General features: G+C 71.0%; 25 protein-coding genes, 1 tRNA gene and 2 pseudogenes. 18 read left to right on the top strand and 10 right to left on the bottom strand.

Annotated elements, in window-relative coordinates:
• The first annotated feature begins 93 nt into the window (after positions 1-93).
• Complete coding sequence (locus tag ACIQCZ_RS09955; RefSeq protein WP_402281115.1) at positions 94-744, top strand: hypothetical protein; 651 nt, start codon at positions 94-96, stop codon at positions 742-744.
• Positions 719-1387, top strand: coding sequence for an HAD-IA family hydrolase (locus ACIQCZ_RS09950; RefSeq protein ID WP_402281113.1), 669 nt, complete (start codon positions 719-721; stop codon positions 1385-1387). Before ACIQCZ_RS09955 ends, ACIQCZ_RS09950 begins: the two co-directional genes overlap by 26 nt.
• A 17-nt stretch (positions 1388-1404) precedes the next feature.
• Here the strand turns inward: ACIQCZ_RS09950 and ACIQCZ_RS09945 are convergent, their stop codons facing one another.
• The gene (locus ACIQCZ_RS09945; RefSeq protein ID WP_402281111.1) at positions 1405-2139 is read right to left on the bottom strand and encodes an ABC transporter permease; all 735 of its coding nucleotides are present in this window, start codon (positions 2137-2139) and stop codon (positions 1405-1407) included.
• Between the two features lie 352 nt (positions 2140-2491).
• Here ACIQCZ_RS09945 and ACIQCZ_RS09940 point away from each other — a divergent pair, with 352 nt between their 5' ends.
• The 3 genes from ACIQCZ_RS09940 to ACIQCZ_RS09930 all read left to right on the top strand — a co-directional run bounded on the left by ACIQCZ_RS09940 (position 2492) and on the right by ACIQCZ_RS09930 (position 5963).
• Positions 2492-3136: an HNH endonuclease family protein gene (locus ACIQCZ_RS09940; RefSeq protein ID WP_402281110.1), complete on the top strand. Its 645-nt coding sequence runs from the start codon at positions 2492-2494 to the stop codon at positions 3134-3136.
• A gap of 1294 nt (positions 3137-4430) precedes the next feature.
• On the top strand, positions 4431-4886 hold the full coding sequence (locus ACIQCZ_RS09935; RefSeq protein WP_402281108.1) for a DoxX family protein: 456 nt from the start codon (positions 4431-4433) through the stop codon (positions 4884-4886).
• A gap of 390 nt (positions 4887-5276) precedes the next feature.
• Positions 5277-5963, top strand: a complete 687-nt coding sequence (locus ACIQCZ_RS09930) for a DedA family protein (protein WP_402281106.1) — start codon at positions 5277-5279, stop codon at positions 5961-5963.
• Here the strand turns inward: ACIQCZ_RS09930 and ACIQCZ_RS09925 are convergent.
• The 3 genes from ACIQCZ_RS09925 to ACIQCZ_RS09915 all read right to left on the bottom strand — a co-directional run bounded on the left by ACIQCZ_RS09925 (position 5944) and on the right by ACIQCZ_RS09915 (position 8326).
• Complete coding sequence (locus tag ACIQCZ_RS09925) at positions 5944-6174, bottom strand: DUF2277 domain-containing protein (protein WP_351075848.1); 231 nt, start codon at positions 6172-6174, stop codon at positions 5944-5946. The two genes, ACIQCZ_RS09930 and ACIQCZ_RS09925, sit on opposite strands and share 20 nt — an antisense overlap.
• 117 nt (positions 6175-6291) lie before the next feature.
• On the bottom strand, positions 6292-7665 hold the full coding sequence (locus tag ACIQCZ_RS09920) for a DUF1254 domain-containing protein (RefSeq protein ID WP_402281104.1): 1374 nt from the start codon (positions 7663-7665) through the stop codon (positions 6292-6294).
• Between the two features lie 226 nt (positions 7666-7891).
• A complete protein-coding gene (locus ACIQCZ_RS09915) occupies positions 7892-8326 on the bottom strand; it encodes a hypothetical protein (RefSeq protein ID WP_402281102.1) in 435 nt (144 codons plus the stop codon).
• A 332-nt stretch (positions 8327-8658) separates the two neighbouring features.
• Here ACIQCZ_RS09915 and ACIQCZ_RS09910 point away from each other — a divergent pair, with 332 nt between their 5' ends.
• From ACIQCZ_RS09910 to ACIQCZ_RS09895, 4 genes are all read left to right on the top strand, one after another.
• Positions 8659-9654 (top strand): MerR family transcriptional regulator, encoded by a 996-nt coding sequence (locus ACIQCZ_RS09910; protein ID WP_402281101.1) that lies wholly within the window; start codon positions 8659-8661, stop codon positions 9652-9654.
• A 39-nt stretch (positions 9655-9693) separates the two neighbouring features.
• The gene (locus ACIQCZ_RS09905) at positions 9694-9768 is read left to right on the top strand and encodes a 50S ribosomal protein bL37 (RefSeq protein WP_373302405.1); all 75 of its coding nucleotides are present in this window, start codon (positions 9694-9696) and stop codon (positions 9766-9768) included.
• A gap of 120 nt (positions 9769-9888) precedes the next feature.
• Positions 9889-11313 (top strand): sensor histidine kinase, encoded by a 1425-nt coding sequence (locus ACIQCZ_RS09900; RefSeq protein ID WP_402281099.1) that lies wholly within the window; start codon positions 9889-9891, stop codon positions 11311-11313.
• A gap of 34 nt (positions 11314-11347) precedes the next feature.
• On the top strand, positions 11348-12034 hold the full coding sequence (locus ACIQCZ_RS09895; RefSeq protein ID WP_402281097.1) for a response regulator: 687 nt from the start codon (positions 11348-11350) through the stop codon (positions 12032-12034).
• An 87-nt stretch (positions 12035-12121) separates the two neighbouring features.
• On the opposite strand, the pseudogene ACIQCZ_RS09890 reads toward ACIQCZ_RS09895, so the two are convergent.
• Positions 12122-12340 (bottom strand): annotated as a pseudogene (locus ACIQCZ_RS09890) (phosphatase PAP2 family protein); the annotation flags it as partial.
• Positions 12341-12392: 52 nt separating this feature from the next.
• On the opposite strand from ACIQCZ_RS09890, the gene ACIQCZ_RS09885 reads away from it, so the two are divergent.
• The 5 genes and pseudogenes from ACIQCZ_RS09885 (at position 12393) to ACIQCZ_RS09865 (ending at position 15259) form a co-directional block, all read left to right on the top strand.
• Entirely contained in the window at positions 12393-12560 is a 168-nt protein-coding gene (locus tag ACIQCZ_RS09885; protein ID WP_402281289.1) for a hypothetical protein, read from the top strand.
• 417 nt (positions 12561-12977) lie between these two features.
• Entirely contained in the window at positions 12978-13253 is a 276-nt protein-coding gene (locus tag ACIQCZ_RS09880) for a hypothetical protein (RefSeq protein WP_402281095.1), read from the top strand.
• Between the two features lie 278 nt (positions 13254-13531).
• Complete coding sequence (locus ACIQCZ_RS09875; protein WP_402281093.1) at positions 13532-14038, top strand: RICIN domain-containing protein; 507 nt, start codon at positions 13532-13534, stop codon at positions 14036-14038.
• A gap of 110 nt (positions 14039-14148) precedes the next feature.
• Positions 14149-14770, top strand: a pseudogene (locus tag ACIQCZ_RS09870) (hypothetical protein); the annotation flags it as partial.
• Positions 14771-14962: 192 nt separating this feature from the next.
• Positions 14963-15259: a GYD domain-containing protein gene (locus ACIQCZ_RS09865; protein ID WP_402281091.1), complete on the top strand. Its 297-nt coding sequence runs from the start codon at positions 14963-14965 to the stop codon at positions 15257-15259.
• A gap of 167 nt (positions 15260-15426) precedes the next feature.
• Here the strand turns inward: ACIQCZ_RS09865 and ACIQCZ_RS09860 are convergent.
• Positions 15427-15501, bottom strand: a tRNA-Val gene (locus ACIQCZ_RS09860).
• A 230-nt stretch (positions 15502-15731) separates the two neighbouring features.
• On the opposite strand from ACIQCZ_RS09860, the gene ACIQCZ_RS09855 reads away from it, so the two are divergent.
• From ACIQCZ_RS09855 to ACIQCZ_RS09840, 4 genes are all read left to right on the top strand, one after another.
• Entirely contained in the window at positions 15732-16502 is a 771-nt protein-coding gene (locus ACIQCZ_RS09855) for a DUF4097 family beta strand repeat-containing protein (protein WP_402281273.1), read from the top strand.
• A 71-nt stretch (positions 16503-16573) separates the two neighbouring features.
• The gene (locus tag ACIQCZ_RS09850; RefSeq protein WP_402281089.1) at positions 16574-18061 is read left to right on the top strand and encodes a hypothetical protein; all 1488 of its coding nucleotides are present in this window, start codon (positions 16574-16576) and stop codon (positions 18059-18061) included.
• A gap of 123 nt (positions 18062-18184) precedes the next feature.
• Positions 18185-18775 (top strand): DUF4383 domain-containing protein, encoded by a 591-nt coding sequence (locus tag ACIQCZ_RS09845; protein WP_402281087.1) that lies wholly within the window; start codon positions 18185-18187, stop codon positions 18773-18775.
• Positions 18776-18840: 65 nt separating this feature from the next.
• Positions 18841-19071, top strand: a complete 231-nt coding sequence (locus ACIQCZ_RS09840; RefSeq protein ID WP_351075827.1) for a zinc ribbon domain-containing protein — start codon at positions 18841-18843, stop codon at positions 19069-19071.
• A 141-nt stretch (positions 19072-19212) separates the two neighbouring features.
• On the opposite strand, the gene ACIQCZ_RS09835 is transcribed toward ACIQCZ_RS09840, so the two are convergent.
• From ACIQCZ_RS09835 to ACIQCZ_RS09820, 4 genes are all read right to left on the bottom strand, one after another.
• On the bottom strand, positions 19213-19872 hold the full coding sequence (locus ACIQCZ_RS09835; protein WP_402281085.1) for an O-methyltransferase: 660 nt from the start codon (positions 19870-19872) through the stop codon (positions 19213-19215).
• A gap of 259 nt (positions 19873-20131) precedes the next feature.
• Complete coding sequence (locus tag ACIQCZ_RS09830; RefSeq protein ID WP_402281083.1) at positions 20132-20995, bottom strand: HAD family hydrolase; 864 nt, start codon at positions 20993-20995, stop codon at positions 20132-20134.
• A complete protein-coding gene (locus tag ACIQCZ_RS09825; RefSeq protein ID WP_402281082.1) occupies positions 20992-23730 on the bottom strand; it encodes a phosphoribosyltransferase in 2739 nt (912 codons plus the stop codon). The genes ACIQCZ_RS09830 and ACIQCZ_RS09825 overlap by 4 nt, the downstream gene beginning before the upstream one ends.
• A 100-nt stretch (positions 23731-23830) precedes the next feature.
• Positions 23831-24994, bottom strand: coding sequence for an HpcH/HpaI aldolase/citrate lyase family protein (locus ACIQCZ_RS09820; protein WP_402281080.1), 1164 nt, complete (start codon positions 24992-24994; stop codon positions 23831-23833).
• Positions 24995-25144 lie beyond the last annotated feature (150 nt).

The raw sequence follows: 25144 nt of genomic DNA, 5'->3' as shown, positions 1-25144 counted from the left end.
CCCAGTTGACGCCTAAAAGGTTGGGACTCCAACCACCTCTGGGGAAGGTGGCTACGCACCGATCCATCCGGCCCGGTCGAGGACCCGGCCCGGATGGATCGGAGCCCGGTCGACGATCGGGCCGCCGGTACGCGGGATCTGCACGCCGCCGCCGAGGCAAGCCAACTCGACGTCACTGCACGGCAACTGACGGACGAATACGACTCACCACAGCGGACCGGGCGAAAGCTCTCCGCAGTGCAGGCACTGAGACGCTCCGCTCAGGACGTGGTCGACGAACTCGGCCGGGCCGCGAGCCTTGAGGTGTTCGAGGTGACCGCCGAGGCGTACGACGCGGGTCACCGTGCCGAAGTCGCCGAACTCGGCGCACCGTCAGACGACACCTGCCGGCCGGTCGACGACATCACCCCGCAGGCACAAGTCGTCCACCGCCTCGCGCAGGAGACCGCAGACCGTGTCACCGCCGCCCACCGCACCGTCCCGCGCGCCGCCATCGACCGCTTCCGGGCGATCGTCGGGCAGGTGGCCGCGATTGCCGATCCTCGGTACCAAGACGCGCCGCCAGGCCGTACAGGCCGCCATGCAGACGTTCGCGGGCAGGGCATCACGGCCTTTCGCGACCGGTCCGGCCGGCGGCCCGCATCCCTGGATTGGCCAGAGCGGCATCCTTCTTTGTATCGTGGCGAAACAAATACGCCACACGTAGAGGACGGCCCCCTTGCCCAGGTCAGAGACCATTGGTGATTTCAAGGCGTTGCTCCTGGACATGGACGGCACCCTCGTGAACTCCGACGCCGTCGTGGAGCGCTGCTGGCGGCGCTGGGCGCTGCGGGAGGGGCTCGACCCGGAGGCGGCGCTCAAGGTGGTTCACGGACGGCAGGGGTACGCCACCATGGCGGCGCTCCTCCCGGACCGTCCGATGGAGCAGAACTACGCGGACAACCGGGTGATGCTCGCAGAGGAGACCGCCGACACCGACGGCGTCGTCCCCGTTGCCGGCGCCCCCGCCTTCATGGACGCGATCGCCGCGCTTCCGCACGCCCTGGTCACCTCGGCCGACGCGGCGCTGGCCCGGACCCGGATGACCGCGTCCGGCCTGCGGATGCCGGCCGTCCGCGTCACCGCCGAGTGCGTCGGCGCCAGCAAGCCGGACCCCGAGGGTTTCCTGAAGGGAGCGGCCGAGCTGGGCTTCGCCCCGGCGGACTGTGTCGTCTTCGAGGACTCGGAGGCGGGCATCGCGGCCGGCCGGGCGGCGGGCATGCGCGTGGTGGGCGTCGGCCCTCGGGCCGCGGCGCTTTCGCCCGACGCGCACATCGATGATCTGACACAGCTCCGGGTGGAGGCGGCGGCCGACGGATCGATCCGGCTGCACATCAGCGCGCGATGACCCCTGCCCGGCGGACGTCAGTCCCGGTGCAGCCGTCCTCGCGCCACCAGTTCGAGCACGACCGTGACGGCCACCGCCTGCACGGCCATCAGCGCGACCAGCACGAACAGTTGCACGGCCCCCGCCTGGACCGGTGAGGCGCCGCCCAGCAGCATGCCCACGAAGGCGCCCGGCAAGGTGACGAGCCCGACCGTCCGCGTCTGATCGAGCCCCGGCAGCAGCGCGTCCGCCGCGGCGGGCCGGGCGATCTCCAGCCTCGCATCACGGTCGAGCAGCCCGAGCGCCATCGCGGCCTCGACCTCCCCGCGCCGGGTCGTCAGCTCGTCCAGCGCCCGCCGACCGCCGAGCACGGTCGCGGTGAGAGCACCCCCGATGAGGATGCCGGTCACCGGGATCAGCGCGATGCCCCGGACCGGGACGAGTCCGGTGGACAGCAACAGGGCGATCATCGGCGCGACCCCCGCCCCGATCGGCAGAGCCGCCCACCACCAGGTCCGATTGCGGGTGACCCGGCGTCCCGCGGTCACCGTCGCCACGGCGTACATCAGCGCCACGAACCCGAGCAGTGGCGGCAGCGAACCGACCACCCAGCCGATGAGCAGGGAAACCGCTGCGAGTTGGACCGCGGCCCGCAGCCCGGCCAGCAGGATCTCCCGCGACCGGCCGAGCGAGGCCAGTGCGGCGACGCCGGCCGCCGCCGCCAGCAACAGGGCGAGGACGACCCCGAGCGTGATGTCGACGTGTAGCAGCACGCCGTAACCCTATGACCGGGCCGGTTCGACCGGTAGCAGCACGCCGTAGCCCTATGACCGAGCAGGTTCGACCGGCAGCAGCACGCCGTAGCCCTGTGACCGAGCAGGTTCGACCGGCAGCCATCAACCGGCACTCGCCACCGGCCGGTTGCCGATGCGTCAGCACATACGCCCGCGCAGATGCGGACGTACGCCCCCATTGCGTCGGCATCGTTCGTCAGAACTCTTGATGTGACGTGCCCATGTCGCCACTCTGTTACCTGGCGCCCACCCCACGGAAACCCGGCGCCGTCACGATGGCCGGGCCCCACAGGTCACCCGTCCAAGGTCCCCCCACGCACAAGGAGTTCGCATGTCAGGTGTCTACGCGCGTCGCATCGCCGTCCTCGCCGCATCCGCCGCCCTCGCCGCAACGACCGGCCTGCTCACCGCCCCCACCGCCCAGGCGGCCATGCCCACCCCGGTCTCGGCGTCGACCGCCCGCACGTATCTGAGCCAGTTGACCGTCTCCGCAGAGGGCTCGTCGACCGGCTACAGCCGCGACAAGTTCCCGCACTGGATCACCCAGTCGGGCACCTGCAACACGCGTGAGGTCGTCCTCAAGCGGGACGGAACGAACGTGACGCAGGACGCCAGTTGCGCGGCTGTCAGCGGCAGTTGGTACTCGGAGTACGACGGCGCCACCTGGACCGCCGCCTCCGATCTGGACATCGACCACATGGTCCCGCTCGCCGAGGCCTGGCGATCGGGTGCCAGCAGCTGGACCACCGCCCAACGGCAGGCATTCGCCAACGACTTGACGCGCCCGCAGCTCATCGCCGTCACGGACAACGTCAACCAGTCCAAGGGCGACAAGGACCCGGCCGGCTGGCTGCCCCCGCTCACCTCGTACCGCTGCACCTACGTGCGCGCCTGGGTGCATGTGAAGCACTACTACAACCTGAGCGTCGACTCGGCCGAGAAGAGCGCCCTGCAGTCCGTCCTCAACAACTGCTGAACACGGCGGCGTTGAACAGCCCCTGAACACTGCGGCGGGCGCCGCGCCGGACACCGCACCGAGCAGGTCGGCGAACAGGCCGGTCAACGGAGCGGCGAACGGAGCGGCAGGGGGCGCGAAGCCGAACAGCCCGCCTCTCCCCCGTCGTTCGTGGCCGGCCAGGGAGCCGTGCACACCGCACGGCTCCCTACCCGTGCGCGGTAACGGCGCGAGAGCACGACGCAGCGGCCGGGACCGGCCGGGACCACCGCCTCGGGTACGTCACCCACCGGGCGGGCCGGCCGGGGGGCGGGGCCGGCCGGGGGGCGCTTTGCGCGGAAGCGCGCCGACCGTGTCGGCCGCGCCGGGACGCCGCTCCACTCCGTCGCGGAGCCGGATGCGCGGCGGCGCGCACGCACTGGAACCACCGGAGTGTTTTCGGCCGAGTACGACTGCCGACGAGGTCTCCTCTCGCGGCCCGCACGCTCGACGAGCGGCGGCCATCGGCACTCGACGCCGACGCGGCCCACCGGGCGCGCGAGGAGACCTCCGCCGGCCCCGGTTCCTGCCGCCATCCCTTGATCGACACCTCGCACCGCATCCCCGCTGTCGACGCCCGCCCACGATGCTGCGCAGCGGAACGCCGCGCAGCATCGTGGGCGAGCGCCGCGGACCCGAGGGAAGCCGGACCGGCCCCGGCGGGAAGCCGTGCCGGCGCTCCCACCTGGAACATCGGACGCTCTTCCCCCGGCTCCTTCCAGGAACCGGGGGAGCCGGTCCGGCGACGGGACCGGGAGGCCGCCCTGCCTTGCGGCGGTTTGCGCACTGTCAGGTGATGTGCACCATGCGTACACCACGGGCCCCCGCGCTCCCTGGGCATCCGATGGCACCCTCGACGCACGCGCCCGTCGCCTGACCTGCCCCCTCACGCACCACTCGACCCCCCGGGACCCCTGGAACCACCTCCGCCCCGACCGACAGCCGTCCGTCCGGCGCTTCGGGCGGCCCGCAGCACGACACGGGCGGGCGGGCGCGGTTCCGGCACACCCCCGCAGGGCGGCGCACCCCGGTTCGAAGATCTCCTCATGCCACTCGTCCCGCGTGGCCGGAAAGTTGCGCCGACATTGGTTCAGGCCAAGGCGACGCAGGAAGGTGCGCAGCTGGAGACGGTGCCGACGCAAGCATCGATCAACAACCGCAGGGCAACTTTCAGCCAGTCGACAGAATGTTGAACTTGCAAGCATTGGTGAGGTTTCCCTAATCTTTAGCACTCAATCGGTTCACGTCCCCACCAGACCGAAGGAGCCCACCCCCCATGCACGCACGTTTGAATCAGGCCCAGCCCTACGCTCTCGGCCTGTTCCGGATCGTCGTAGGTCTGCTCTTCGCCTGCCATGGCGCCTCCTCGCTCTTCGGCGTCCTCGGCGGCGCGATGGGCGGCGGCTCCATACCCGCCGGGACCTGGCCCGGCTGGTACGCGGCAGTCATCCAGCTCGTCGGCGGCGGCCTGGTGGTGCTCGGCCTGGGCACCCGTGTCGCCGCGCTGATCTCGTCCGGCTCCATGGCCTACGCGTACTTCAAGGTCCACCAGCCCGAGGCGCTCTTCCCGCTGCAGAACGGCGGCGAGCCCTCGGCCGTCTACTGCTGGGCGTTCCTCCTGCTGGTCTTCACCGGCCCCGGCGCGCTGGCACTCGACCGGCTGTTCGGCCGGGGCGGCGCGGAGCGCGGGGAGGAGCGCGCGCACGAGCAGGCGCCGGCCGTAACCGTCTGACGCAAGGGAAGCCGGAGCCTGCGACAGCCGGCAGACCGCCGCAACGGCCAAGCGGGCCACGGCAGCCGTGACGGGCCGATCCGTGCGGGCCCGGCCCCACCGCCCGGGGGCCGTTCCGCACGGTCGCCCCCTACGTTCGCGAGCGGCTCCGCACACGACGGATCCCGCGCGCGGGCCGCTCCGAGGACGGCACAGCCCGCAGCCGGTGGGCAGCGGCGCACGTACGCCCGGAACCAGAGCTTCCCATTTCCGGGCGTACGTGACCTTCCCAACATCGCGCGTATTTGTAGATCACCGGATGAGCGTCAGGCGTACGCTGTACAGCTGGCCCTGCCGCTCCTGCCGCTCCCCTGCGACGTCGCGGCGTTGTTCCGGATCGGGGAGTAGTAGGTGCTTGAGAGTGTGGGCGCGCTGACCGGCAGCCCATGGATCTACGCCGTGGTCGCCCTCTCGGTGCTCCTGGACGTCTTCCTGCCCGTGCTGCCCAGCGGGGTTCTGGTGATCACCGCTGCCACGGCCGCCGCCGCCGGTTCGACGACCGTCGCCGGGGCGACCTCCGCGGCACGCGCCGCCGAGCAGGTGCCCCAGGTCCCCTCGCTCCTCGCGCTGATCCTGTGCGCTGCCTCCGCCTCGGTCCTCGGCGACCTCGTCGCGTATCGGCTGGCCTGGCGCGGCGGCGAGCGTCTGGACCGGGCCATAGCCCGCTCCCGCCGCCTCACCTCCGCGCAGGAACGCCTCGGCGCCGCCCTCGCCCGGGGCGGCGGCATCCTCGTCATCATCGCCCGCTTCGCCCCGGCCGGGCGCTCCGTCGTCTCCCTGGGCGCGGGCGCCGCGCATCGCAAGGCGACGGAATTCCTGCCCTGGTCGGCCCTGGCGGGCGTGGCCTGGGCCGGTTACAGCGTCGGCCTCGGCTACTTCGGCGGCCAGTGGCTCGGCGCGACCTGGGTGGGCACGGCCGTCTCGGTCCTCGCCCTGTTCGTGGCGGGAGCCCTGGCCGCGTACGTCATGCGCCGCCCGGCAGCGGCGGCCGCCCAGGCATCGGCGGCTGCAACGGCGACTACGGCGTCGGCGTCCTGACCGCACCCCGTATCTCCAGACCGTCCAGCAGCCTGGCGGTCGCCTCGGCGATCTCGTCGACGGCCCGGTCGAACACCTCCTGATTGTGCGCGGCCGGAGCGCGGAAGCCGGACACCTTGCGTACGAACTGCAGGGCGGCGGCCCGGATCTCCTCCTCGGTGGCCTCTTCGGGCAGGACGGGCGGGCGAAGGGTCTTGATGCTGCGGCACATGCCCCCAGTGTGGACCGGGCCACTGACAACGGCCGGGACGGGCATCGGCCCGACGGCCGGGACGGGCAGGGGTTCGACGGCCGGGACGCGCGTCGGCCCGACACCTTCGTCCCCGCCTCATCGCTCCGTTCGCCGTGAGCCGTCCCCTCCCCAGGTCCGTTCGATGGCGGGGATCTCGTACCCGCCGTCGAGGATCTCCCGCCCCGGCTCGTAGAGCGCGAGCACCGGCCGGAAGTCCCCGGCCGGCGCGGGCAGCCAGTTCGCCACCGCGGCCAGGTCGTCCGGCCGCTCCCGCCGGATGTGGATCGTCAGCGAACCGTCCTCGCCGTGCACGAGGCCCGGGGTGCGGTCACCGATCGAGTACCTCCCGAGCGGATTCCCGACGAGGCGGTGGTCCGGCACGTCGTACATCGTCATGGACCAGAACGCCCCGACCGGAGGCTGCCGGTCGAAGCGCAGCACGTAGGAGCGGGCCCCGTTCAGCCGCTCGCCCTCGGCGTCGCGCAGGGTGTGGGCGTACACCGCCTCGTAGCCGTGGACACCCCACAGCCGGGTCCGTGCCGCCACCGCCCTGGTCAGGTAGGAGCTCTCCCGGTCCTCGATCCGCCATTCCGGCGAGTCGAGGGCCCCGACACCGTATTGGTCCAGGTTGTAGTCGAAGAGGTGCGGATCCATCTCCCAGCCCCCGCCCGCCGCCTGGGACCGGCCCGCCTCCTCCACCCACGCCCTGCCCCGGACCAGGCCCTCGGTCAGCGCGTGCACGAGAGCGGGATCGGCGGACACGTACGGCGACGGCCCTTCCTCCAACAGCCCCAGCGGCTGGAACCGGTCCTGGTACGCCCGGTCGGCCGCGGACGGCGGAAAGTCGGCCATCCAGACCCTGAGCTGTTCGAAGAACCGCAGCGGCTCGGGTACATCGGGGTCGGGTGCCGGGAGGCCCGTGCGGTGGGTGCCCGGTTCGAGATGGGTGAGGGTGAGCTGTGCCTGGAGCGCGCGGACCCGGCCCAGGTCGTCCGGGCCGTCGCAGACGTTGCGGCCGATGACGGAGACGACGGAGGTCGGAGCGTCGATCACGCCGCGCACCGAGCCGGGCACGCCGCCCGACCAGCCGGGCGGCGCGACGAGCCAGTCCCCGGCCTCCGTGCCGGTGGCGCGGTGGCCGACGTACGCGAAGTTGTTGGTCCAGGCGTCCACGAACTGCAGCACGTAGTACGCGCCGTGCGTGTCGGGGACATGGAGCAGCACCGGCCCGCCTGAGAGGTCGAGATGGGCGACGGAGTGGACCGTGTCGTGGTCGACGGTCACGCAAGCTGTTCCGGGGGACGCCTGTTGTTCGGAGTGGGCGAAGTGGTTGAACGGGGTGGGCGGCAGCAGCCCGATACCCGTCTGCATGAAGTCCTCGACCGTCGACAGGCCATGGACCAGCGGACAGCCGTAGACATACGCCTCGGTGGCGAGGGCGACGAGTTCTTCCGTGCTCTGCTCCGGCATCGCGGTCCTCCCCTCACCCGTTCAGGACGCGGGTCGCGACGGAGCGGCGGGGCGTCCCGGAACACATCCCGGAGCACGTCCTGGAGCACGTCCTGGAACAGCGGGCCGCCATGCGTCGACCGCCGTGCGCGCGGACCGGGTCGGACCCGTACGCCCGGACGGCGGCGCTGAGGAGCCGTCCGGGCAGGGGCAGTCGGCACCGGGTGGTACCGCGATCGGCACCCACTCAGATGACCGCCTTCGCGTCCTCCGTGCACAGGGCCCAGATCACGAATGTGTCGATGGCGATGGAGATGATCGCCCAGATCGGCTGGTACGGAAGCCACATGAAGTTGAGGACAAGGCTGATGGCGGCGATCACCACACCCGTGGCCCGGGCCCAGGTGGCGCCCTTGAGGATGCCCCAACCGACGAATCCGAGCACTATGCCGAGAACGAGATGGATCCATCCCCACGCGGTCACGTCGAACCTGAACGTGTAGTTGCTCATGCGCGCGTAGACCTCATCGGACGCGATCCCGCTGATGCCCTTGATCACTCCGAAGACGCCGTCGACGAGCAGCAGCACACCGGCGAACATGATTCCGCCGGCCGCCCAGGGGTTGATGTCCTCCTGGTCCGCGGAACGGGTCGGGCCGGGCGTGGACGCTGAGTGTGCCATGGGGACTCCTTGGCCGAAGCGGGACTGCGGATCAGAACCGACCCTGCGGGGCCCTCCGCGGCAGGACCACTCGGACGCACCCGTACGGGTGACGCCTCGGACGCGCGACGGTCGCGCGGCGGCGGCCGTACGGCGCGCGGAAGCCGTACGGATGCGTCCGGGACCACGACGCCGGGATCCGCCACGACTTCACCACCCTGCGGATGGGCCTGCCCGGGAACTCGCCCACCTGTACGACTCGACCCCCAGGGGCCGGGTGCGAAGGTGAGGGGGACACGTAATGACGTACCGGGCTTGAGTCTCCCGTGGGGGGAGATGTGAGGGTGGGGGACATGGACGGCGACGCGCTCCACTCGATCGGCGATCTGGCCCGGCGGACCGGACTGACGGTCAAGACCGTCCGGTTCTACGCCGACCGCGGGATCGTGCCGCCGACCGACCGCAGCCCGGCCGGCTACCGCCGCTACGACACCGAGGCCGTCGCACGTCTGGAACTGGTGCGGACGCTGCGCGAGCTGGGGCTGGATCTCACCACGATCCGCAAGGTCATGGACCGGGAGCTCTCGCTCCCCGAGGTCGCCGCAGCTCACGCCGAGGCACTGACGACGCTGATCGGCACGCTGCGCACGCGGCACGCGGTGCTCACCGCGGTGGCCAGGCGCGGGTCCACACCCGAGGAAATGGATCTCATGCACAGACTGGCCACGCTCTCCGAGGACCAGCGCCGAAACCTGATGGGCGAGTTCCTCGACGCCGCGTTCGGCGGTCTCGACACCGACGCCGCGTTCACCGGAATCATGCGCTCGATGACCCCGGAGCTGCCCGACGACGCCGGCACCGAACAGGTCGAGGCCTGGATCGAGTTGGCCGAACTGTCCCAGGACCCCGATTTTCGCGCCGTCGTGCGCCGCCTGGTCGGATACCACGCGGCCATGCGCGCCCAAGGCGATTCGACCGGTCCGCGCCGCGACCCGGCGGCGACGGTCCGCGACCACGTCGCGCCGGCTCTGGCGGCCGGCATCGCGCCGGCGTCGCCCGGGGCGGACCCGGTCGTCGAGGCCGTCATGACCCGCTGCGCGCACGATCTCCGCCACCCGGACGACACCGACCTGCGCCGTCGGCTGCTGACCGTGCTGGAGACCGCGAACGACCCCCGTCGCCTGCGGTACGCACAACTGCTCGCGGTGATCAACGCCTGGCCTCCCCCGGACGACCCGACAGCGGCCTTCACCTGGTTCGCCGAGGCGTTGCGCGCCCGGCTGCCGGACGTGGGCGCGCCACGCCCACCGCACCTCCGGTGCAGTCGCACCGGGCCGATCCTAGACTGACGAAAGCCCGAAAAGTCCCGAATGAGGGAGATGTACAGCATGGCCAAACGAGGAAACAAGCGCCGCGGCCGCAAGAAGAAGAACGCCAACCACGGCAAGCGTCCCAACGCCTGAGCAGGCCGAACGGGCAGCCGGGGGGCGCGGTCTCCGCGCCCCCCGGGTAGGGGTTCGAGCGGGCGAAGAGGTTACTTTCGGCAGTACCGGGCCGCCCGTGGGCCGCATACCGTCGTCCGGGTGTACAGAACGATGATCAGCGGCGCGGTCCGGCGGGCCGTCGACCTGGGGAGTCTGCTGACCGTTGCGGCGGCATGCTGTGTCGGGCTGAGCGCCGTCAGCATGTGGTGGGCCCTGCCCGCGGCCGTGTCGGCCTTCTTCGCCGGCCGGGAACCCGGAAGAACCGGGCCCACGGTACTCGCGCTCATGGCGGTCGTCGCGGGCGGAGTGGTGGCGGTGGCGCTGGTGCCGTCCTGGCTGCTGATGGCCGGGCGGTTCGTCGCCGTCGTGGTGATGGCCGCGATGCTGCCCTGGTTCGCCGGGCGCTTCTGGCGCCAGTACCAGGAACTCGTACGGGCGGGCTGGGAGCGCGCCGCCCGGCTGGAGCGCGAACAGCGGCTCGTCGCCGAGCAGGCGCGGTCCCGGGAACGGGCCCGGATCGCCCAGGACATGCACGATGTCCTCGGCCACGACCTCAGCCTCATCGCCCTGTCCGCGGGCGCCCTCAAGCTCGCCCCCGGACTCGACGAGGCCCAGCGGACGGCGGCCGGGGAGATCCGGGCACGGGCGGCGGCTTCGGTGGAGCGGCTCGGCGAGGTGATCGGCATCCTGCGCGAGGAGGCGGACGACGAGACGCCCCACCCGCCCGGCACGGGCATCCCCCGGCTGGTCGACGAGGCCGCGGACGCCGGTCTCGCCGTGCACCTGCGGATCGAGGGCGACGCCGACGAGGTGCCGCCGACGGTCGCGCGGGCCGCCCACCGGGTCGTACAGGAATCGTTGACCAACGCCGCCAAGCACGCGCCGCACGCGCCAGTGCGTGTGCGGGTGACCCACACGGCCGCGGAGACGACGATCCGGGTACGGAACGGACCCTCGCCCGCCCGAGGACGGCCCGAGGACGTACCGGGCACCGGGAGCGGGCTGATCGGACTCGATGAACGGGTGCGGCTGGCGGGCGGTACCTTCGAGCACGGCCCGTACGCGGGTGGCTTCGCGGTCGCCGCCCGGATACCGCACACGCCCTCCGCCCGCCGTCCGGCCGCACCGTCCCGGACACCGGCCCCGGCGTTGCCCCCGGAACACCGGCACGCCCGCAGCCGCGCCCGCCGGGCGCTGGCCACCGCGGTCGTACTGCCCCTGGTGGCGTGGGCGGTGCTGAGTGCCGCCCTCATGGGCTGGGACATCCGCTCGGCACGGCAGTCCGTACTGGACCCGGGTGACTACGCACGGCTGCGGGTGGGACAGGATCGGGACGAGGTGCGGCGGCTGCTGCCCGAGCGACAGACCACCCAGCGCACGGCGGCCGGGGAACCGAAGGGGGAAGGCACCACGTGCGAGTACTACGCGATGACGGCGGACCGCTTCGACGACCGTTCCGGGGACTTCTACCGGCTCTGCTTCCGCGAGGGCAGGCTGATGTCCAAGGAGGCCCTGACCACATGATCCCGCTTTATGGGGAAGGGACGGTGAGCGGCCGGTGATCCGGGTGCTGATCGCCGACGACGAGCCGATGATCCGCAAGGGTGTGTGCTCCGTTCTGGCCACCGACCCGGGCATCGACGTCGTCGCCGAGGCCGGCGACGGGCACGACGCCGTGGAACTGGTCCGCCGTCACCGCCCGGCCGTCGCCGTGCTAGACATCCGGATGCCCGGGATGAACGGCATCGAGGCGGCGGCCGAGATCCGGCGCACCACGCCCGAAACGGGCGTCGTGATGCTCACGACGTTCGGTGAGGACGACTACATCCTCCAGGCGCTCGGAGGCGGCGCCGCCGGATTCCTGATCAAGTCGGGCGAACCCGAGGAGCTCATCGCGGGGGTACGCGCGGTGGCCGACGGCGCCGCCTATCTGTCACCGAAGGTCGCGGCGCGGGTCGTGGCCCACCTCTCGGCGACGGGCGCGGGCGCTCTGGCCGGCCGTCGCTCCGCGGCCCGGGAACGGGTCGGTGCGCTGACCGGCCGGGAACGCGACGTGCTGGCCTTCCTCGGCAGCGGGCTGTCCAACGGGCAGATCGCCCGGCGGCTCCATGTGGTGGAGGGGACGGTCAAGGCGCACGTGAGTTCCATCCTGGCCCGGCTGGGAGTCGACAACCGCGCGGCCGCGGCGGTCGTCGCCCACGAGGCCGGCATCGTCGCGCCCACGCAGCCGTCTCCCGAGCGCTGACGCCGCTGTCCGGGCAAGGGGCAGGAACGCGAGCAGTACGGCCGCGACCACGGCGCCCCCGAGGACCGCGCCCGCCAGCACGTCGTGCGGGTAGTGCACTCCCACCATGACGCGCAGCGCTGCCGCGGCTCCGGCCAGCGGCAGGGCGACGACGGCGAGACGGGGTCGCAGCACGGCCAGGCCCACGGCGAGGCCGGCGGCCAGGGTGGCGTGGTTGCTCGGGAAGGACCAGTCGCCCGGGGGCGGGCATGCGGCAACGGCCTCCGCGCCGCCGTGCAGGACCCGGCAGGGGCGTGCCTCGTCCACCACCGTCTTCACGGTCTCGCTGATGCCGTAGGCCAGTACGGTGCCGAAGCCGGTGAGCACGGTTCCGGCGGACAGCCGGGTGTCGCCGTGCCGCACGGCACCCCACCAGACCCACACCAGCAGCAGCCCGAGCGCCACCAGGGTGCCCTCGGTGGCCAGCTCCAGCAACGACCGTGCCCAGGAAGGGGCGTCGGCGACCACCCCGGTCACCGAACGGTAGGCGGATGCCGAGGCGCCCGCCGTCACCTCCACGGCGCCGGCCCTGCCCCGTCCGCCCGGAGCGAGCCCCATGACGGCGACCGCCCCGGCCCCCAGGACGGCACAGGCGAGCAACGGCCGCCCGTTCCCGGTCCGGTTACTTCCGGTTTCTCGTTTCATGAGAAGCGAACCTAGGAGCGGAGAGAGCGGAAGACCCGGGTCGAAGGACACGGGCCCACCCCTGACGATCGTCGGGGGTGGGCCGGGCCCACGATGAACACCGCGGTCGCGGGCGCCGCCCGTCGCTTACCACTGCGAGCCCCGAGCCGTCGGCCAGGGCTTCTTCCATGCCTCCAAGCCGAGTGCGACCAACATCGTTTGCCTTACGCTCACTTGGGATCGCAGTCTCAGTCGAATTTCCTTCGTCAGGAGATCAGATATGTCCGTTCCGGAAGGCGCCTACGCCGTTCACTTCACGTTCACGGCCTACGCAGACGGTGTCGAGATCGGCACCAGCTTCGAGATCCCGTTCAGCGCATCCCTGTCGCAGCTGCCGCACGAGGACGCTGCTGCACAGGCCGCCGCCGAGGCCTACAAGGCCGCCATTGCTGCCGCCTATCCGGGGGTGACGGTGTACGCGGACCGCGTATACCTGTGCCGTCGGCGCGGCGACGCCTGGCCGGCGGCTTCCGCAGAAGGCACAGCTTCCGCCTGACCACATCCGCCGGAGGTCTCGCGGGAGGGGAAGCCCACCTTCCGGGCACTCTCGCGGGAGCCCCTGCCCGACCAGAGCGGGAGCCCCTGCCCGACCAGAGCCGGAACAGGGGGCGTGGTTCATGGGCGGCGATTGCCGCTGCTGGGGGCTGCCTGATCGGACGAGTCGAGTCACCCCCATCGTTGCGGTGCGTTGGCGGGGGACCTCCAAGCCAACGCTATACATTGCGTAATCAATCGGACACGCAATGTGACCGCTTTGAAGTGGAGGAGTCCTTCATGCGCATTCGATCTGCTTGCGCCGTGCTCGCCGTAACGCTGAGTGCGACCGTATTTGGGGTGGGCACCGCCGACGCGACCGGGCCGCTGAGCGGCACCAAGGTCCGCAACTGGCAGTCCGGCTTCGTCCTCGGCGTTGCCGGTGGCTCGACGGTCGGCGGCGCCCAGGTCCAGTACGAGGTCGACACGGACAATTTGGCTCAGAAGTGGGCCATCGACCCGGTCACCAGCAGCACCTTCATGCTTCGCAATCTCAACAGTGACATGTGCGTCACCGCAGTGGGTGGAGGCGACGCTGAAGCCCTCCAGCAGCGTCCGTGTGACGCCCGGTGGGACGAGCAGATCTTCAGCATGGAGCTCTCCAGCAAGGCCAATCGATACCAGCTGAAGAACCAGGCCCATAGCAAGTGCATGAACCCCGGCACTGTCAACGCCCCCGCCTACGCCCGAGTTATCGCCTGTAACGCCACCAACAACTACAACACCCACTCGTTCGACGTCCGCTGACGGCTTCAGGACGATCGGGCTCACCGATACGAAGCAGCATCACGAAAGCCCCCTGCCCGGCTTCACTTCCGTTCTAGTGGTCGTTACAACACCCCAGCTCAAGGGGTGCGATGGACTTCAGGATTCGCGAGAGCCGTAAGGAACAAGGGGCCCGCAAGCTGAGCCGGGAACGGGAGGAATACTTCCGGCTCATGCGGCTTGGGTTCAGTAACGGTGAAGCGTGCAGACGTGTCGGGATCAATCCCCGGACCGGCCGTGAGCGGCGCAACGGCCGGCCCGAGGGCGGCAAGAAACCTCCGAGGCCACCCGCCATCGCGCGGGTGGCCTCGGGGCCGTCCCGGTATCTGACGGAGGACGAGCGGTTGCACATCGCTGACCGGCTGCGGGAGAAGGCAACGATCCGGGCCATCGCCGGCGAACTGGGGTCGGCGAAGCTCTCCGAGTGGCTGCCGTACTGGCTGGACAGCATCATCAAGCCGCGCCGCAAGTGCACGACGTACGCGAAGTGCGAGACGCACATCCGGCTCCATCTCGTGCCCCTGCTCGGGTCCAAGCGCCTCGAATCACTGAGCGTCTCTGACGTCCGACGCTTCCTCGTCCGCCTGGAGAAGCAGACCACCGGGGCCACCACCAAGGAATCCCACCGCGTCCTGCGCACCGCTCTGACCGCCGCCTGCCGTGAGGAACTGGTCATGCGCAACGTGGCCACCCTGGTGGAACCTCCGCCCGCCGCGCCCCGGGACCTCTCCCCCTGGTCCGCAGAGAACCGCGGCGACCGTCGGTGTCCGCTGTCGTCGATGTCGGCCTGCCCCTCGATACCTGTGGTCGCTCGTGTTGCTCGTTCGGGTGCATATCTCGTGCGGGTTCCAGCCCAGATGTCCAGGCTTGACCTCACGATGTGTCTCCTCGTGAAGGTGAAAGAACATGCCGACGTACGTCACCTTGCTGAGCTGGACCGACCAAGGGGCCCGAAACTACAAGGACACCGCAAAGCGCTCCGAGGCCTTCGGGTCAGCGGTGCAGAAGCTCGGGGCGAAGCTCCTGAGTATCTACTGGACCGTCGGTCCGTACGACCTCGTGGCCGTCGTCGAGGCGCCCGACGACGAAACTGCCACGGCAGCACTCCTGCAGCTCGGTGGGGTGGGCAACGTCCGTTCCACGACTCTGCGGGCCTTCGGCCCAGAGGAGATGGAGCGCATCATCGCCAAGACGGCTGGCTGACGACCCACGTCGTCCAGGACACCCAGCGCGAGGCAGTGAGTCACCTGGACCGCATGCTCAAGCGGCGTCCCGGCCGTGAATGACCACGCCCATGGCTGACCGCACCCGTTGACGTCAGAAGTGGATGTCAAAGGCCCCCAACCATGATCGGTTGGGGGCCTTTGTGCTGGTGGGCGCGGACGGTTTCGAACCGCCGACATCTGCTTTGTAAGAGCAGCGCTCTACCCCTGAGCTACGCACCCGTGGATGAGGCAACAGCGTACATGGCCCACGGCCCACGGGCACAAACGGTTCGGAGGGGTGGGGGGGCAGGGCGGCACGGTCCCTGGGGCGGCGCGGGCGGGCCTGGTGGGTTTCCGGGGGATATCCCCACCCTTTTTCCGGTAGCCGGCCGGATTCTGGCGGGTGAGCCCGTCTCCGTACGGTGAAGCCACACCGTCGGGAACCACCCGTCGTACAACCTGGGGGAAAGATCACCGTGGCACTCCGTAGCCGCACTCTCATCGCGTCCGGCGGGGCCGCGCTGCTCGGGCTGGTCCTCACCGGCTGCGGCAGTTCGGACACCGCCGACGCGCCCGCCGAGCACAAGTCGTTCGCGCTCAGCGGGAAGACGCTGACCATCCGCTCCGGGAACACGTCCCTGGAGCTCGTGCCCGCCGATGTGCGAAAGGTCGAGGTGACACGCCGTGCCGACGGCTGGGTGGTCTTCGGGAACGGCCCCGATCCCCAGTGGTCGATGCAGGACGACACGCTCACGCTGCGAGTGAAGTGCAGGGCGATCATCAGCGACTGTTCCGCGCAGCACCAGGTGAAGGTGCCGCGCGGGGTGGCCGTGGTCGTCAAGGGGGACAACGGAAAGGTCGTCGCGTCCGGCTTCGATACGCCCCTCGACCTGCACGCCGACAACGGGAAGGTGACCGTCCGGGATTCCAGCGGGCCGCTCAAGCTGGAGAGCGGCAACGGTTCCATCGCCGCCGAAGGGATCTCGGCCACATCCGTGTCGGCGCGGTCCGACAACGGCAGGGTGCAACTGGGGTTCACCGCCGTGCCGGATCTCGTGGAGGCCAAGAGCGACAACGGAAGGATCTCCATCGATCTGCCCGCCGGGTCCGTGAGGTACGCGGTGAGCGCCACGGCCCGTAACGGAAGAATCTCGGTGGACGCGCCGCGCAGCGATGACAGCCCCCACGTCGTGAAGGCCCACAGCAACAACGGCCGGGTCACGGTGCGAAGCGTGAACTGACCGGCCCGTGTGTTCGTCCTTACCTGGTGGGAGAATGTTCCGGGCAGGGCGAATCGGCACGGGAGAGGGATGTGACGGCGACACACGCGCGGCCGCGGGCGAGAGCGGGTGGGAGTTCCGCCGCCAGGAATGCCACTGCCAGGGATGTCGCCGCCAGGGATGTCCGAGGCCTCAGGGGGGCCAGGGATGTCCGAGGCCTCAGGGGAGCCAGGGGTGCCCGAGGCCTCAAGGGTGCCAGGGGTGTCGGGGACGCCCTCCTGCTGATGTTGCTGCCTGTGCCGCTGCTCGCCGCCACGTTGCCGGCCGCGTTCGCCGGTGGCGGTACACGGCGCTGGTTCGGCGGGCGCGGGGAGAGTCAGCGCGCCGAGGCACAGGCCGCGAAGGACGCTGCCGCGGCCGCTTTCTACGAGCTGGACACGGCTCAGCGCGATCTTCGGATCTCGATCGAGACGATCACCGCTGTGGACAGTTCGCCCGGTGCGCGCAAGGCCGTGGACGACTTCGCCGCTCTCGGGCGGCGGATCGACGAGGCCAGTCATGCGTACATCACCGCGGTCGATGCGCACGACCTGGACCGGGACGATCTGGAACCGGCGGTCGCGGTTCAGGCCAGAACCGAGCTGACCAGGTCCAAGGACGAGCTGGTACGGGTCAAGGGCGAGCTCGACCGGTTCGCTCAGGGCCTCGGGCCGCTGCTGGGCAACGCGGAGACGCAGCTCGCCCGGCTCGCGCCCGCCGTGGAGCGAGCCCGGCAGGCGCTCCTCGGCGCGAGCAACGCTCTCGACGCGGTGCGGGCGTCCGGGCTGCGGGCGGACGATCTCGCCGCGCGGCTGGCAGCCCTCGCTCCTGAGCTGACCAAGCTCAACCAGGGCGCCGGCCGGCACGGTGTTCCGGAGACCTTGCAGCGCGCCGACCGCGTACTGCGCGATGCCGAGGCGGTACGTGCGGAGGCCGCTCAGCTGCCCGAGCGGGCCGCCGAGATCGATCACCGGCTGGTGTCGCTGCGGACCCGCGCGCAGGCGCTGACGACCCGGGCCGACTCGGTGGAGCCGGTGCTGAGCGAGCTGAGGCGGCGCTTCTCGGCGGCCTGCTGGCAGGACCTGCAGCCGGTGCCGGAGCAGGCGGCCACCAATGTGCGGCAGGCCGAGGAGAAGCTGAAGGAAGCGGCCAGGGCACGGGACGAGCAGCGGTGGGCCGATGCGACGTCCCGGCTGAGCACGGTCCGCGCCCTGCTGAACGCCACCGACGAGGCGGTGTCCGCGGCCGGCGACCGGCTGCACCGGCTCAACGACGTGGCCAAGGACCCTCAGCAGGAGATCCAGCGGACCCGATTCACGCTCCGGGACGCCCAGCGCCTGGCCATGGCCGGGCGCAACACTCCCGACCCCCGCCATGCCCGGCCGCTGGACGACGGCGTGGCCCGGCTGGAGCGTGCCATCGCCGGACTGGAGGGGCGCCACCCGGACTACTGGCACTTTCTGACCGAGACCGAAGCCGTGCGTCGAACAGCTGCGCGGGTGGTCTCCGAGATCCGTGAGGAGCGCGGGACGGGCGGCTGATGTGCGGGCGGGACGGCCGGGGCGCCACGATGCGCCGGGCCGGTCTCCGCGGCCCTTCTGATGTGCGGGGGCGAGGTCGCGGGCGGATCCTGGTAGTACGCCCGCCGGAGACCGGAGACCGACATGGCCAGCCATGTACTGCACGCCACCGGACGACACACTTCCCGACGCCCTCGTAGGGCCACCCCGCTCGACAGGCACCTGCCGATCGATCACCGGCTCAGCAGGGTCTACCGGGTCGGGGCAGGGCTGATGGGGCTGGTGCTGCTGGCCTTCGGGATCCTGGGAGTGATCGACGAGATCGGTTTCTTCAGCACCGGCGGCGCCACCGTCGCGGGCCTCAACACCAACGGCGCCCTCAGCGTCCTGTCCATCTGCGTCGGCCTGCTGCTGTTCATCGGGATGGTGATCGGCGGCAACTTCGCCTCGACGCTCAACATGGTTCTGGGCATCGCCTTCATCCTCAGCGGCTTCGTCAACCTCGCGCTGCTCGACACCAACTACAACTTCCTCGCCTTCCACCTCCAGAACGTGCTCTTCAGCTTCGTGGTCGGCCTGATGCTGATGGTCTTCGGGATGTACGGGCGGGTGAGCGGCGGCCTTCCCCACGACAACCCGTACTGGCGGGCCCGCCACCCCGAAGAGGTCGAGCGGGAACTGCGGATGGGCCGGAAGGCGACGAACGCGGCGATGCCGGTCGTTCGCCGTCGCTGACCCGGTCGCCCGCCCTTTCGCCCGGCTCCCGGCCTCCTCCGGCCGGTGCCGGATAGCCTGGGCACATGCCTCGTTACGAGTACCGCTGCCGCTCCTGCGGAGACACGTTCGAACTCAGCCGCCCGATGGCCCAGTCCTCGGATCCGGCCTCCTGTCCCGCCGGGCACGCCGACACCGTGAAACTGCTGTCCACCGTGGCCGTGGGTGGTTCGTCGGCCAAGTCCGCGCCCGCCGCACCGTCGGCAGGTGGCGCAGGGGGCGGTGGCGGCTGCTGCGGCGGAGGTTGCTGCGGCTGAGAGCCGACAGGCGCTGAGAGCCGACAGGCGCTGAGAGCCGACAGGCGCTGAGAGCCGGGGCGGGACGTGGGGAAGGTCGCGCCTGCCGACCCGTGTGTCCGGAGTTCTCCGAACCGCCCGGTCCCCGCCCACGAGCTCTTCTCAGCGCTTGCGGGACAGCGTCAGCCCGTCCGACACGGTGAGCAGCACGCTGTCCATCCGCTGATCGGCGGCCACGTGATCGTTGAACTCCTTGATCGCCGCCGCTCCGCCGGTCGCCCGCGGGTCGGTCACCCCGCCGTGGAAGAGCACGTTGTCCGTGACGACGAGACTGCCCTGCCGCATGCGGGGCACCAGCTCTTCCCAGTACGGGATGTAGTTGCCCTTGTCCGCGTCGAGATAGGCGAGATCGATGTGCGGCTCGGCCGGCATCGCCCGCAGGGTGTCGAGCGCGGGGGCGATGCGCAGCTCGATCCGGTCGGCGACGCCCGCCTTCTCCCATGCCTGCCGACCATAGGCGGTCCACTCCTCCGAGATGTCGCAGGCGATCAGTCGCCCGTCGGCGGGCAGCGCCTGGGCCATCGACAGGGCGGAGAAGCCGGTGAACGTCCCGACCTCCACGATGTGCCGGGCCCCGGTCAACCGGACGAGGAAGGCGAGCAGTGGTCCCTGTTCCTCGGCCGACTGCATGCCCGCGTGCTCGGGCAGGCGGGCATACGTGGTCTCGACGAGCTCGCGCTGCACCGCGTCGAGCGGCGGATTGTGCGCCAGCATGTACGCGTACAGCTCGTCCGTGATCTTGGTTTCGTTGCCCTTGGTCATCACATGCTCCTCATCGGTCCTGCCGGGGCCGCGCCGCCCGTCCCCGCAGGCCGCGGGGCGTGCGGGCGAGAACGCGGTGACTGTAGTCGCTGATCATCACCGGTCACGCAAGGTCGGGCGCGCGTCGGGCACCCGGTCACGCGAGGTCGGCGCGTGCCGGGCGTCGGGCGTCGGGCCCGCTTCGGGCGTCGGGCTCAAGGCGTCGAGCGCGTGTCGGATCCGGAGCGGTCGCGGATCCGGCGCGCGTCCGTGGGAGGTGTCAGAACGCCTGTCCCCGGCCCGAAGCCCGCAGGAGGTGCCGCAGAATTTCCTCTCCCGCCACCACACCGCGCCCGGCCGTCGTCTCGACGTGCGGGGCGCTCCAGCCGGTGTCGGCGAGTTCGCCGTGGGCCGGACGCCAGGCGCGGTCGGCGGCGAGGAGCAGATCGGCGTCGAGGAGGCTGTCACCGGCGGCGAGGGTGCGTGTGGCGCCGGTGCGCCGGGCGACCTCGTTCATGGCGGCACTCTTGGTCAGCGGGCCCGGTACGGCGTAGATCTTGCGGCCCTGGAGGGAAACCGTCCAGCCGCGGGTCTTCGCCCACTCGCCCAGTTCCTCCACCCAGCCCTCGGGCAACAGCGGGCGTTCGACGACGAGGTAGGCGAAGAGGTCCTCGGCGATGCGCTCCTTGAGCAGCCAGGCGGGGTCGGCCGCCGCCAGGAGATGGGCGCGGACCTCGGCGAGCGAGGCGCATTCGTCGGCGAGCCTGCGGGAGACCCGCGCGTGCCAGTCGCGGTCGGATTCACCGTTGACGAGCAGGTGTCCGCCGTTGGCGCAGATCGCGAACCGTGGTGCGGGGCCGGGGAGACGGATACGCCCGTACTGCTCGCGGGTGCGGGTGGTCGTCGGGACGAACACCGTGGAGCGGGCGAGTGCGTCGAGCAGTGTCGCGGCCGCCTCGGTCAGGTAGGAGAGCGGTTTGTGGTCGTACACCTCCACGCAGAGCAGCCGGGGGGCCTCGGCGTCCGGCATGGGGAGCTGGAGCGCCGCCGTCGAATAGATGAGAGTACGGTCGAGGTCGCTGGCGACCAGTGTCAGGGGGGCGGGCGAAGTGGCGGGGGCGGGCGGCGTGGCCGGGCTCGTCACTTCGACTCCACCGCCTTGCCGTCCGCACCCGTCGCGCCTCTGGTGTACTTCGGGTGGATCAGACCGACACAGGTGTAAGGGAGTGAGTCGACCTCCTCGACCGGGACGCCCCGCTGTTCGGCCAGCAGGCGGATGTGCTCGAGGTCCGCGCCCGCATCGCGCTTGGCGAGGATCTTCCACGGGACGCGGCGCAGCAGCACGCGGGTCGTCTCGCCGACGCCCGGCTTGACCAGGTTCACATCGTGGATTCCGTACTCCTCGCTGATGCGCTCCACGGCGGCCCAGCCCTCCCAGGTCGGGGCGCGGTCGGCCGCGAGCAGCTCCTTCACCTCGGCGTCCACGGCGTCGACGACCTCGTCGAAGTGGGCGGCGACGGTGTCCAGGAAGTGGCCGGACACATCGCTGTCCGCGAGCTCCCGGTAGAACTTCGCGCCGTGGAAGTCGTCGGGTCCGACCAGGTCGGAACGGAGGACGGTCCGCGAGATCAGCCCGGAAACGGTGGAGTTGAGGCAGGCGGACGGGATGAGGAAGTCCTCACGGGTGCCGTAGGTGCGGACGCAGCCGCCCGGGTCGGCCAGGACCGCGATCTCGGGGTTGAATCCGTCGAACTCGGCGAGCGCGGCGGACAGTTCACGCGTGATCGCCCCCTTGCCGGTCCAGCCGTCGACGAAGACGACGTCCGCCGGATCGTGGTGGGCGGCCAGCCAGCGCAGGGCGTTGGCGTCGATGCCGCGGCCCCGCACGATGGAGACGGCGTAGTGCGGCAGGTCGAGTCCGTGCCGGTGCCGGGCCCAGCGGCGCATGAGCACGCCGACGGGGGTGCCGGCCCTGGCGAGGGAGACCAGGACGGGGCGGGGAGTCCGCTCGGCGAGAACCGTCTCGGTGACGGTGCCGACGGCGCGGGCGACGCGGGCGGCCGACAGCTCCAGCGCCGCCTTGAACAGGCCCTGGTACTGGGCGGACGGCTGGTACTCGACCGGCAGCGACTCGGCGTAGTGCGCGCCACCGCTCTGTATCGCCTCCTCGCGCTCCTCGGTGGGCGCCTCCAGTTCGACGTCCGAGAGGTCCTGGAGCAGCCAGCCGACGTCGTCCGGTGCGTAGGAGGAGAAGGCGGGGCCGCGGAGGGGCTCGGGCAGCATGGGGGGTTCCTGCCGTTCGGAGGCGTACGCGGGGAGGCCCGACGCGGTGCGCGGGGCGGCGCACGACGGGACGTACGAGGGGACGACGACGAGCAGCACGCGGTCGGCGTGCGCGCCGAGCTGCGCCAACAGGCCGCCGGGTGAGTGGAGTTCGGGAGTGTCGGCGGTGGAGTCGACGGCCACGACGACGGCGTCGAAGCCGGCGCCCGCGACGTTGTACGCGTACCGGTCACCGGGTCCGTCGGCCGGGTTGTCATGGGCCGGGAAGACCAGCCGGGTCCGTATCGCATAGCCGGGGTCGTCCACCGCGAGGACGGGGGAACGTGTGGTGGTGGAGTACCGCACCTCGGCGTCGGTGTGGTCCTCCAGGGCCGTGCCCAGGCGGAGAGGGGCGTACATCAGCTCCTCGAAGCCGAGGACGAGCACGCGTCGGGCGTCGCCCAGTGCTGCGGCGATCCGGGCGGCCATGGCCGGAAGGACCGGCTCAAGGGCGGCCCGGTGGGCGGGGGTGAAGCCGTGCCGTCCACCGTCGGGCACACCGGCGGGCCACTGGAGGTCCACCCGGGTACAGAACCCGCGCCCGGGGGCGACACCCGCCTCCGCGGCGGCGGAACCGGCTGCTGAAGGAACGGCGGAACCCGTTGCGACGTCGGCCTCCGCGGCGGCGGAACCGGTTGTCCGCGGCCTTGCGGAGGCCGTCTCATCGGAGGCCGCTTCCTTCGGGCTCGGTGGACCGGCCGCTCCCGGCCGCGCGGAGCGTGCCTCCTCCTGAGCGGCCACCAGCGCCTGCCCCTTCTCCAGAACGCCCTCGGGAAGGGTGACGGTGCCCGAGCTCCTCGTCACCAGGTCGACGCGTGCGCCGATCTCCGCGGCGAACTCGGTCAGCCGCCCGTGGTCGGCCGTCGACCGCATGTCCACCAGGGCGACGACGACGTACCGGCTCCGCGGGTACCGCTCGTGCAGCGCGCGGATGGTGTTGAGCACGGTGTTGCCCGTGGAGAACTCGTCGTCCACGAGCACCAGCGGCGCACCGGCGTCGGCGCCCGGACCCGCGCCAGCGCCCGCGCGCACCTGCGTGCCTGTGTCTGCGTCTGCGTCCGTCGGGTCGTGATCGCCCGCCAGCAGGGCCGGGTTCTCCGGGAGCAGGAGATGGGAGGTGGCGTGCGAGTGCGACTCCTCGAAGCCTCCCGCCCGCTCCACGCCCTCGACGGGGCGGCGCGTCGAGTGGAGGTACGGCGCCACCCCGAGCCCGTCGGCGACCGCGTGCCCGAGACCGGTGGCCGTCTCCGCATAGCCGAGCACGACCGCCCGCCGCGCCGCGGCGTCACCGAGGAGTTCGCGCACCCGTCGGCCGAGCTCGAAGCCTGCGGCGTACACCACGGAGGGCTTCTGCGGCACGTGCTTGCCGAGCACGTTCGACACGAGCAGATGGGCCCGCTTGGGGTTGCGGCGCAGGGCGAGGCCGAGCAGATCCCTCAGCTCCTTGTCGCCGTCGGGGCTCCCGTCGCCGACGAGCTCGACGCCCAGTCGCTCCGCCACCCAGCTGCCCGACCACACCACGTTCGCCGCCTCTTTCCCTGCTGCGCGCTCGCTCATCGAGACACACCCGTTCCGCGGAGCCCGCTCATCCCATGGCGTCGCCCCACCCGGCGGGGCCCTCGCACCTCTTGAAACCCGTTCGATCCCCGAGCCGCGCTCATTCCGCGAGGCCTGCGGCCAGCAGTTCCACGAAGCCGACATCCTCCCTCGCGACGCCGAAGACCTCGGCCCGCTGCAGGGTCCGCTCGGCCCAGGCGCGGTGCGGCTTCACTTCATTCATCTTGTTCGTGTACGCCGACCGCATCACGCCGCCGCCGTCACGCTCCGGCCGCAGGATGTCCTGTGCGTCGCTGAACTCTTCATGACTGACCACGGACAGTGCATGCACGGGTGCGACGTGCGACGGATGGATACAGGTCTTGCCGAGCAGGCCGTTGGCCCGGTCGAGCTCGATCTCGCGCAGCAGGCCGTCGAGGTCGTGCTCGATCAGTGCCGTACGCAGTTCCTCGGCCCGCCCCTCCAGGAAGGGACTGCGGCGCAGCTGCGGTTTGAACATGCGCTCCTGGAGCCGGAAGTACTCCCACACCGGCCCGGTGATCGTGAAGCCGGTACCGTCCGCCCGGCCCAGGACGTTGACCACGTCGCCGATGACGGCGGCAACGATCTGTACGTCGTAGGCCGTCATGTCGGGCGCCCTGCGGAGCCCGTACGCCGAGCAGAAGTCGGTGACGCCGAGCCGCAGCGCGAGGACCCGCTCGCGGTACTTGTCGACGGTGCGGGCTATTCCCCGGAGCGCTTCGCCACGGGTCTCCAGATGCAGCAGCTCGGGCGATTCGAGAACGGGCATCGCGAACAGGCGCTGCCCGCACGCCTTCTCGGCATTGGCGAGTGCCTCCAGGTACGGCACGCCGCACTCTTCGGTGAATTTCGGAAGTACAAAACCAGACAACAACCGGACGGTGCGACCGAGCCGGCCCACCAGGTCCGCTATCTGGCCGGGCTCCCGGACCCGTATGAAGAGCAGGGGCACATCGACACCGCGCGCGTCGAGGTCGGCGAACTGTCTGACCAGGTTCTCCTCGGCACCGACGACCTCGGAGTCGTCGATCGAATCCTCCAGGCACAGCACCATCGAGACGACACCGCGCCCGACCTGCTTGATGACGTCGTCAGCAAGCCTCGGCCTGGTGGCAGGGCTGTACAGGGTCGCTCCCAGGGCGGCCGAAAGCACGCGGGCCGGCGAGCCGGCGCCGAATTCGCACGGCTCCTGGAAGAACAGACCCTCTCTCGCAGCGGGCGCGATATGCCCGAAATGACGCATGTGATTCCCCGAACTGCCTGACCGGCCGGACGACGTATGGCCGGTAATAGTACGTACGGACGGGTGTCAACAGTTCCCCGCAGGCATGAACTCCAGGTAACTCGTCCATTTCCCGACGGGTCGCCGCACCGCGGACGACGTGGTTCCGAC

Source organism: Streptomyces sp. NPDC093149 (assembly GCF_044754145.1).
In the GTDB taxonomy this organism is placed as follows: Bacteria; Actinomycetota; Actinomycetes; order Streptomycetales; family Streptomycetaceae; genus Streptomyces.
Note: the sequence above shows the minus strand (reverse complement) of the source record. Positions and strands in the feature narration are given on the sequence as shown.